At 37.0% G+C, this 8,935-nt stretch carries 7 protein-coding genes; 4 read left to right on the forward strand and 3 right to left on the reverse strand.

The genetic code is table 11. From position 1 onward, the window contains the following. Nucleotides 1–458: 458 nt before the first annotated feature. Nucleotides 459–725 carry a hypothetical protein gene (locus AC06OU_RS11860; protein ID WP_475856004.1) on the reverse strand — a complete coding sequence of 89 codons (267 nt, stop codon included), beginning with the start codon at nt 723–725 and terminating at the stop codon, nt 459–461. Between the two features lie 25 nt (nt 726–750). Beyond that, entirely contained in the window at nt 751–1,920 is a 1,170-nt protein-coding gene (locus AC06OU_RS11865) for a class I SAM-dependent methyltransferase (RefSeq protein ID WP_475856006.1), read from the reverse strand. Nucleotides 1,921–2,091: 171 nt separating this feature from the next. Here AC06OU_RS11865 and AC06OU_RS11870 point away from each other — a divergent pair, with 171 nt between their 5' ends. From AC06OU_RS11870 to hflX, 3 genes are all read left to right on the forward strand, one after another. Beyond that, nucleotides 2,092–3,723 (forward strand): AMP-binding protein, encoded by a 1,632-nt coding sequence (locus AC06OU_RS11870; RefSeq protein ID WP_475856009.1) that lies wholly within the window; start codon nt 2,092–2,094, stop codon nt 3,721–3,723. Between the two features lie 330 nt (nt 3,724–4,053). Beyond that, nucleotides 4,054–4,794 carry a VOC family protein gene (locus AC06OU_RS11875; RefSeq protein WP_475856011.1) on the forward strand — a complete coding sequence of 247 codons (741 nt, stop codon included), beginning with the start codon at nt 4,054–4,056 and terminating at the stop codon, nt 4,792–4,794. A 15-nt stretch (nt 4,795–4,809) separates the two neighbouring features. Beyond that, nucleotides 4,810–6,081 (forward strand): GTPase HflX, encoded by a 1,272-nt coding sequence (hflX, locus tag AC06OU_RS11880; protein WP_475856014.1) that lies wholly within the window; start codon nt 4,810–4,812, stop codon nt 6,079–6,081. 75 nt (nt 6,082–6,156) lie between these two features. Here hflX and AC06OU_RS11885 read toward each other — a convergent pair whose 3' ends face one another. Next, nucleotides 6,157–7,875, reverse strand: coding sequence for an ABC transporter ATP-binding protein (locus tag AC06OU_RS11885; RefSeq protein WP_475856015.1), 1,719 nt, complete (start codon nt 7,873–7,875; stop codon nt 6,157–6,159). A 133-nt stretch (nt 7,876–8,008) separates the two neighbouring features. Here AC06OU_RS11885 and AC06OU_RS11890 point away from each other — a divergent pair. After that, nucleotides 8,009–8,935: peptide MFS transporter (locus AC06OU_RS11890; RefSeq protein WP_475856016.1), on the forward strand; the 927-nt coding region annotated here is incomplete at its 3' end.

Genomic DNA, 8,935 nt, shown 5'->3' on the forward strand with positions numbered 1-8,935 from the left:
CTCCACGACGATTTTTCATCTAGAGGTTTTCGTTTTGGGTGTAACTAATTGAAATTGTACCGAATTATTATTGGGGTTATAATACGTTTTATTATTCAGATTGTCTGTTGTTCAAAATCAACGTCTTGCCATTTAAGTGCGACGAGTTCGCCTACAAGCCAAGGGCTGAAAAGTCTGCAAGTTCGTTATGAAACTTTGCGTTATTCATCTTAATTGAACCGCCGTATACGGAACCGTACGTACGGTGGTGTGAGAGGTCGGGAGTTAATCACTCCCTCCTACTCGATTTCAAAGCATTAATTCGGGGTAGAACAGGCGACTGCGCTTTTCTTGATGTCTAGCTCCATCGCCTTGCCCCTCGGGGTCAAATGGGTAAAAGCTCCGGTGGCTGAGGAGCTGCCTCCTCGCATTTCCCCATTTGCCTGTCGGGGCAGAACAGGCGACTGCGCTTTTCTTAATTAAGATGGGTCAATAGTAAAGTATGCGATAAATAGTATAAAGACTACCACCAAGTTTAGTAAGTTATATTTCATCCTTGAGATTTTCTGTTCAAACTTCCCTGACTTTTTTACAGCAGTAATGCCTACATAAATTATTAATATAGCGATGAGTATAGAGAAAAAAGGATGCAGGGGATATACCCTTACGTTTAAAAAATGAACAATTATCACTGCAATAGCCATTACTATGCCATATACCACTTTTTGATAAGTTGGATCTTTCATATATTCTCTCCTTGGATTGTCATGATTAGTCTATATTCAAGTATTCCTTAAGTTCATCTTCAAGAAATGGTTGAGCATTTAGCATTTCTTTGAATTGTTTATAGCCTTTTATTTGTTCTTGGGTTGGCTTTCCACCTGTTTTATATGCGCGTATTAAAATATTTTTAGGTGTATTTTCCATATCTATAAACTCCACTAATTGAGCCTCGTAGCCTACCATATTCAATATTTCGGCGCGAATTGAATCTGTAGCAAGTGCTGAAAAACGTTCTTTAATTAATCCATGCTTCAGCATAATGTTTAAGCCAGGGGCATCAAGCTGTCTATTTAACTCATGCTGGCAGCAAGGTACGCTTAATATTACACTAGCGTTCCATTTAACTGCACGTGCAAGTGCCATATCAGTTGCAACATCACAAGCATGTAAGGTAACAACCATGTCTACGGCAGTTTCGTCTTTATAATCATTAATATTTCCCACTAAAAATTCCAAATTGTCATAGTCTAGATCTTTAGCGATTTGCGAACATTCTTCAATTACTTCCTTTTTTAAGTCAAGTCCGGTAACACGAATGTCTAATCCCTTTTCAATTTTTAAATAGTGATAAAGTGCAAATGTTAGGTAGGATTTACCAGAGCCAAAATCCAGAATACGAACGGTTTTATCCTTTGGTAAATAAGCCAATGTATCATCTATAAATTCAATAAAACGATTAATTTGTTTAAATTTATCGTACTTTTGCTTTTTTACTTTTCCTTCAGAGGTTTGAACTCCTAATCGGATTAAAAAAGGATAAGGTGTATGCTCGTCTAACAAGTAGTTTTTTTTACGATTATGAGATAAGTCCACTTGTTTCGTTGATGTATTTTTTTCAGTTTTATACATCACTTTATTTTTCTTAGAAAGTTGTATTTGAATCTTTTCCTCAAGAAAATCCCCGTGAATTTGGCGGAAATCATCCAGTAACTTTTCCCATGTTGAAGAGAATTCCTCTATTCGAATATTTTCGTGCTTTAAAATACGTTCGTATTGGTATTCTAATTGGATGTGGTACATATTTTTTATTTCAATAGGCTTTAGTTTGATGCGTTTTATTTCATTAGATTTAGCCCTTGGTTGGCTTATTGTTGCTTGAATCAGCTGTTTAGATAAGATTAGCTTTAATACATTGTCTTTCATTTCATTGAATTCCATATAATCGCCTTCTTTTTCGTAAGATACTTGAAATTAGTGTATCACAACGACATATTTCATAGAAAGATTAGCTATTGTGTAAGAAGAGTTAAAACGTCTATATACCTTTTATACTATCAGAATTTTATGATAATATAAGTGGTGAGTAGTCAATCGAAAGGGGAGATTGGGTTGTTAAATGAAAAAACAATTGGGGAGATTGTAAAGGAAGCCGCAAGTAAGTTTCCTGACAAAGAGGCTTATGTGTACCCTGAGCATGGGATTCGTAAAACATATAAAGAGTTTGATATGGAAACTGACGAGCTTGCTAAAGCATTTATTGGCATGGGTGTTCAAAAAGGAGAACATATTGCCATTTGGTCAGACAATAAAAGGGAATGGCTATTGAGCCAATTTGCAACTGGAAAAATGGGAGCAGTTTTAGTAACGGTTAATACAAACTATCAGGAAAAAGAACTGGAATATCTATTACAGCAATCAGATGCTACTACTCTTATTTTATGTGAATCCTTTAAAACTACTTCTTATCTCGACATTATTCGTGCAATTTGCCCTCAAATAAATACAGCAGAAAAAGGGAATATTCAATCTGAAAAACTTCCCTATTTAAAACGAGTGATTGTAATGAGTGAAAATGACTACCCAGGAATCTATAAATGGTCGGAGTTTGTTGAATTAGCAAAAACAGTATCTGATGAGACATTAGAGGATGCAATGAAGGCAACTCATAATGATGAAGTCATTAATATTCAATATACTTCTGGAACGACTGGATTTCCAAAGGGAGTAATGCTGTCCCATAAAAATATAGTTAACAATGGTCAGCTTGTAGGAGACTACATTCATCTAACTGAACATGATCGTCTTTGTATACCTGTACCCTTCTTTCATTGCTTCGGTTGTGTCATGGGAACAATTGCTTCAGTAACACACGGGACCACAATGGTAATCATTGAACAATTTGATGCAGGGAAAGTGTTGAAAATAGTGCAGGATGAGAAATGTACTGCTTTACACGGGGTGCCAACCATGTTCATTGCTGAATTAAATCATCCAGACTTTAAACAATTTGATTTATCTACATTACGTACTGGAATAATGGCTGGCTCTATTTGTCCAATAGAAGTTATGAAGAAAGTGATGGAAGACATGGGTGCAACTGAAATTACCATTGCCTATGGACAAACTGAATCCTCACCAGTTATTACGCAAACTAAAACAGATGATTCAATTGAAAAAAGAGTGTCCTCAGTTGGGAAAGCTCATCCAGGAGTAGAAGTGAAAATAATAGATCCGGCAACAGGAGAAGATACCCCTGCAGGAGTACCGGGGGAACTATGTACAAGAGGATATTTAGTGATGAAAGGTTATTATAAAAATGAAGAAGCAACAAAATCGACAATAGATGACAACGGCTGGCTACACACTGGCGATATTGCCGTAATGGATGACGAAGGCTATATCGATATAACCGGAAGAATCAAGGATATGGTAATTCGAGGTGGTGAGAATATTTATCCGAAGGAAGTAGAAGAATTTCTTTATCAGCATCCAGCCATTCAAGACGTACAGGTTGTGGGTGTACCAGACCCGAAATATGGAGAAGAGCTAATGGCTTGGGTAATTCTAAAAACAGGAAAAAGCTTGACGTCAGATGATTTGAAGGAATACTGTAAAGGGAAAATATCTTATCATAAAATACCAAGATATATTGAATTCATCGATGCATACCCAATGACAGCATCAGGGAAGATACAGAAATTCTTACTGAGAGAAATGTCAAAAGAGAAAATAGAAGCATAGCCACCAAGAAAAGCGAAACCGCCTATGTCTGCCCCGACAGGCAAATGGGGAAAAGTGAGGAGGCAGTTCCTCAGCCACCGCAGCTTTTACCCATTTGACCCCGAGGGGCAAGGCGGTGCAGCTAGCCACCAAGAAAAGCGAAACCGCCTATGTCTGCCCCGACAGGCAAATGGGAAAAAGCGAGGACCGTTCATGTTAACCTACAGTTAGTATTAGCTGTGATTTGAGCTTACACAGGATTTAAGCACCGAAGTAATAATCGGTGCTTTTTTCAGTTTTCCTGTATACTTAATTTAATAAAAGGATAATTTTGAGATAAGAGGTGAATGTATGTTTTTAGACCATATTGTTCATTTTGTAAATAAAAAACCTATAGAAGTGGCCGGAGATTGGCAACAGCAAGGGATCCATGCCGTGGTTGGTGGACAGCATTTAAACTGGGGGACGTATAATGCGCTTTTTTATACGAAAAATAGTTATGTAGAATGGTTAGCGATGGAAGAGGAGCAGGTTGCTAGACGTGTAGTACACCCTTTAGTAGAATTAATGCTCCATGATTTGAAAGAAGGTCCAGGTTTTGGGACGATTTGCATTAGGGCAAATGATTTAGAAGTACTTAGAAAAGACTTAGAAAATAAAGGTATAGAAACAACAGGAGTATTGTATGCTGAAAGAAAGACAGCTGCTGGATCTTTACGTAAATGGAAAATGCTATTTATTAAAGAAGAAGTTAGTGACAGCTTACCTGCGCCATTTTTTATAGAGTGGGAAGAAACGGATGATGAAAGATATGAGTTGCTTCAGAAGGAGGGAACAGTGAACAATAGTAACCTCCAACTTACCATTGAGAGCTGTGAGTTTCATGTAGAAAATCCAAGGGAAGTAATAGAGAAATGGGCTAGCTACCTGAATGTTACTTACGATCATCAAACGTTATTCTTACCCAATACAAATTTAATATTTAAACAGCTGAAACAAGGGACTAAAGAAAGGCTTGTAAGTGTGCAAATTAAAGGCCTCCCTAACCAAGAAGCTATTATTTACGAACAAGGAGTATATCGTTTCGATTAAGAGGAGGATTTTATAATGGAACAATTAGATGAAAGAGCGATTGTAGTTGCAGTTAAGCTACAAAAAGATGAGCATTTCGAATATGAATTAGAGGAGCTTATTAATTTAGCTGCAGCTTTAGATGTGGAGGTTGTTGGTGAAATCACTCAAAATTTAGAGCGAGTGACATCTTCTCATTATGTAGGAACAGGTAAAGTAGAGGAGATAAAAAATCTCTTCGATGCTACGGATGCAAATCTCGTTATATTTAACGATGAACTTTCTCCATCTCAAATAAGAAACCTAGAGCGGGATTTAGAATGCAAGGTAATAGATCGTACGATGCTAATTTTAGACATTTTTGCAAGACGCGCAAAATCTAATGAGGCACAAATGCAAGTGGAGCTAGCACAACTTCAATATATGCTACCGAGACTTGTCGGACTGAGAGCCTCCCTTGGTCGTCAGGGTGGTAGTACAGGCGGAGGAGTTAGTAACCGTGGTGCTGGGGAAACAAAGCTAGAGCTGGATCGTCGTAAAATCGAAGACCAAATAGCAAAGCTGAAGAGAGAGCTAGAACTAGTTAAGGATCAAAGGGAAACGCAAAGAAAGCAACGTAAAAAAAATAATATACCTGTTGTTTCTCTAGTTGGCTATACCAACGCCGGAAAGTCTACGATTATGAACCAACTGCTTCAAAAGATTGGACAAGAACAATCGAAGCAAGTATTTGAGAAAGACATGCTCTTTGCTACATTGGAAACTTCCGTCCGTCAAATTAAACTACCAGACCAAAAGGAATTTCTGTTAACTGATACTGTAGGATTTGTCAGTAAACTACCCCATCATCTAGTGAAGGCATTCCGATCAACACTCGAGGAAGCAAGGGACGCTAATCTACTATTACATGTGGTAGACGTTTCTAATGATGAACACCGCTATATGATGGATGTGACCAATGAAACGCTACTTGATGTAGGAGTAAAGGACGTTCCAACAATTTTTGTTTACAATAAATCCGATTTAGCAGACATGATGTACCCACACGTTGCAGGAAGTAATATCTGGATATCTGCAAAAGATGGTAAAGGTTTAGATGAACTGCTAGATATTATTAAAAAATATATATTCTCTGACTATATTCAGTGCGATCTGCTAATTCCATTTGATCGAGGAGATATCGTTTCATATCTTAATGAGAAAGCCACAGTTAAGTCGACCTCATATGAGGAAGAAGGAACGCTAGTGCATGTGGAATTAAAAAAATCAGATTATGATCGTTTAGAGGAATTTGTGTATCACCCATAAAAATAAGAAGCTCCGAAAAATTTTCGGAGCTTCTTTTTTATGCTGTTTTTTCAAATTTGCTAAGTATATTGTAGTTTAAACTTGTTGAAACTGTATATTATGAAGTCTTGCAAAAATACCTTCTTTAGCCACAAGTTCGTTATATGATCCATCTTCAGCAATTCCGTCTTCAGTTACTACAATTACCCGGTCCGCGTCTCTAATTGTTGCTAAGCGGTGGGCAATTATAAGAGTTGTACGATCCTCTGCCAACTCCATTAGTGATTGCTGGATAATTTTTTCTGTTTCTGTATCGAGAGCAGAAGTTGCCTCATCCAAAATGAGAATAGGTGGATTCTTTAAAAACATTCGAGCTATTGCCAGTCTTTGTTTTTGTCCACCTGACAATTTTAGTCCACGTTCTCCTATTTGTGTATCATACCCAGCTGGTAAGGAAGCGATTAAGCTTTCTAAGTGTGCTTTCTTAGCTGCACTTCTAATTTCCTCTTCCGTAGCATCCTTTTTTCCATAAGCAATATTTTCTCGAATGGTGCCGGTAAACAAAAATACATCCTGTTGGACTATTCCGATTTGAGAGCGGAGTGATTGAAGAGATAAATCCTGTATATTGATCCCATCAACAGAAATCGCCCCGTCACTGACATCGTAAAAACGGGGTATTAACGAACAAATGGTTGTTTTCCCCGCCCCGGAAGGGCCTACAAATGCTACTGTTTCACCAGCACGTATGGAAAGGTTAATATCCTTTAACACAGTTTTGTGCTCATCGTATTGAAAGCTAACATGATTAAAGGAAATATTACCGTTTAAATGATTTACTTGAATTGCATTCGGTTTATCTTCTATTTCCGGCTCTTGCTCCACTAATTCTAAGAAACGCTTAAATCCAGCCATTCCTTTAGGATATAATTCCAATAAAGCGGTAATTTTATCCACTGGCTTAATTAGTACATTTACATATAAAATAAAACTTACTAGCTCTCCATAAGTTATGTAGTTTTGAAAAGAGAACCATGCTCCTACTACCAGGACAACTAAAGTTACTAGCCTTGTCATCATATAGATGGTAGAATGAGTACCTGCCATGACTTTGTAAGCTTTTAGTTTCGCTATTCGGAATTGTGAATTATCTTCCTTGAATCTTGAAATTTCAAAATTTTCATTTGTAAAGGATTGGACAACTCGTACACCGGAAACGCTGTCTTCTACTCTTGCATTGACGTCAGCTATTTTCCCGTACATATTTTTCCAAGCTTTATTCATCATGATATTCCCATAGGTTGCTACAATAGATAAAAATGGAACCATTATAATAGCAATAATAGCCAACTCGGGATTAATGTTGAACATAATAGTGAAGGTACCTATAATAGTCATTATGGCAATAAATAGGTCCTCGGGTCCATGATGTGCTAGTTCTCCGATATCAAACAGGTCATTTGTGATTCTACTCATAATGTGGCCCGTTTTCGTGTTATCAAAAAAACGGAATGATTGTCGTTGGACATGGTTAAATAGTTTTTGTCTCATATCCGTCTCAATGTTAATCCCTAACTTGTGCCCCAAGTAGCTCACGATATATTGGAGTACAGTACTGATAATATAGACGAATAAAAGAACTATACCTACACGCACGATTGTCTCCCAATTTCCTGAGGGCAGAAGGTCATCGATAAACCATTGCACAGCTACTGGGAATGCTAGTTCTAAAATTGCAACAAAAACGGCACTGCTAAAATCAATAATAAATAATCGTTTATGTGGTTTGTAAAATGAAAAAAATTTCTTGAGCATTTCGTATCCCCTTTTCATTATCATAACGACTATTATAACGAATAATTTCAGTTGTCGAAATATTATAATGTTTCTTTTTTGAAAGAATAGGAAATATTTTAATTATTATTTTGTAGAAATGAGGCGTAATTAGATGTTATCGAAAGAAGAAATAGTAAAATCCGTACCGCAAACAGGATTTTTTGGACAGCCGAAAGGGCTTCTATCCTTGTTCTTTACGGAGTTTTGGGAGCGTTTTTCATACTACGGTATGCGCGCAATTTTAATCTACTATATGTATTACGAAGTGACTCAAGGCGGTTTAGGGCTTGAACGATCAACAGCTAACTCTATTATGGCTGTTTATGGTTCCTTAGTTTATATGTCTGGGATTATTGGTGGTTGGATAGCCGATAGACTATTCGGTACTACTAGAACTGTATTCTATGGCGGAGTATTAATTATGATCGGTCATATTGTACTGGCATTCCCAGGTGGTTTAACTACCTTATTCATATCTATGGCATTTATCATTATTGGTACTGGTTTATTAAAGTCTAATATTTCTACTATTGTCGGTGATTTATATTCCGCTGAGGATGCTCGTAGAGATTCAGGTTTCAGTATTTTCTATATGGGTATTAATATGGGAGCTTTCATTGCACCATTAATCGTTGGGACAATCGGCTTAGAGTATAACTTCCATTTAGGATTTGGTTTGGCAGCTGTAGGTATGGCAATAGGTTTAGTAGTCTTTTTACTAACTAAGAAAAAATATTTAGGCTTGGCAGGATCTTATGTACCAAATCCACTTACTAAAGAAGGGAAGAAGAAATTCTTTACGAGATTAGTAATAGCTGTAGTAATTATTGCAGCACTTGGTTTTTATCTGATTCAAGCTGGTATTATGACGATTGACGTTTTCACTATGACGATCTCTATACTTGGTATTTTAATCCCAACTCTATACTTCATAATTATGTATAGAAGTGATAAGTCAACGGAAGATGAAAAGTCTCGTTTACTTGCTTACATTCCACTTTTCGTAGCAGCTATGATGTTCTGGGCAATTCAAGAGCAA

The organism is Psychrobacillus sp., from assembly GCF_056205495.1.

Coding starts and splice junctions, on each gene's coding strand:
- AC06OU_RS11860 (WP_475856004.1), bottom strand. CDS start 725: ATGAAAGATCCAACTTATCAAAAAGTGGTATATGGCATAGTAATGGCT.
- AC06OU_RS11865 (WP_475856006.1), bottom strand. CDS start 1,920: ATGGAATTCAATGAAATGAAAGACAATGTATTAAAGCTAATCTTATCT.
- AC06OU_RS11875 (WP_475856011.1), top strand. CDS start 4,054: ATGTTTTTAGACCATATTGTTCATTTTGTAAATAAAAAACCTATAGAA.
- hflX (WP_475856014.1), top strand. CDS start 4,810: ATGGAACAATTAGATGAAAGAGCGATTGTAGTTGCAGTTAAGCTACAA.
- AC06OU_RS11885 (WP_475856015.1), bottom strand. CDS start 7,875: ATGCTCAAGAAATTTTTTTCATTTTACAAACCACATAAACGATTATTT.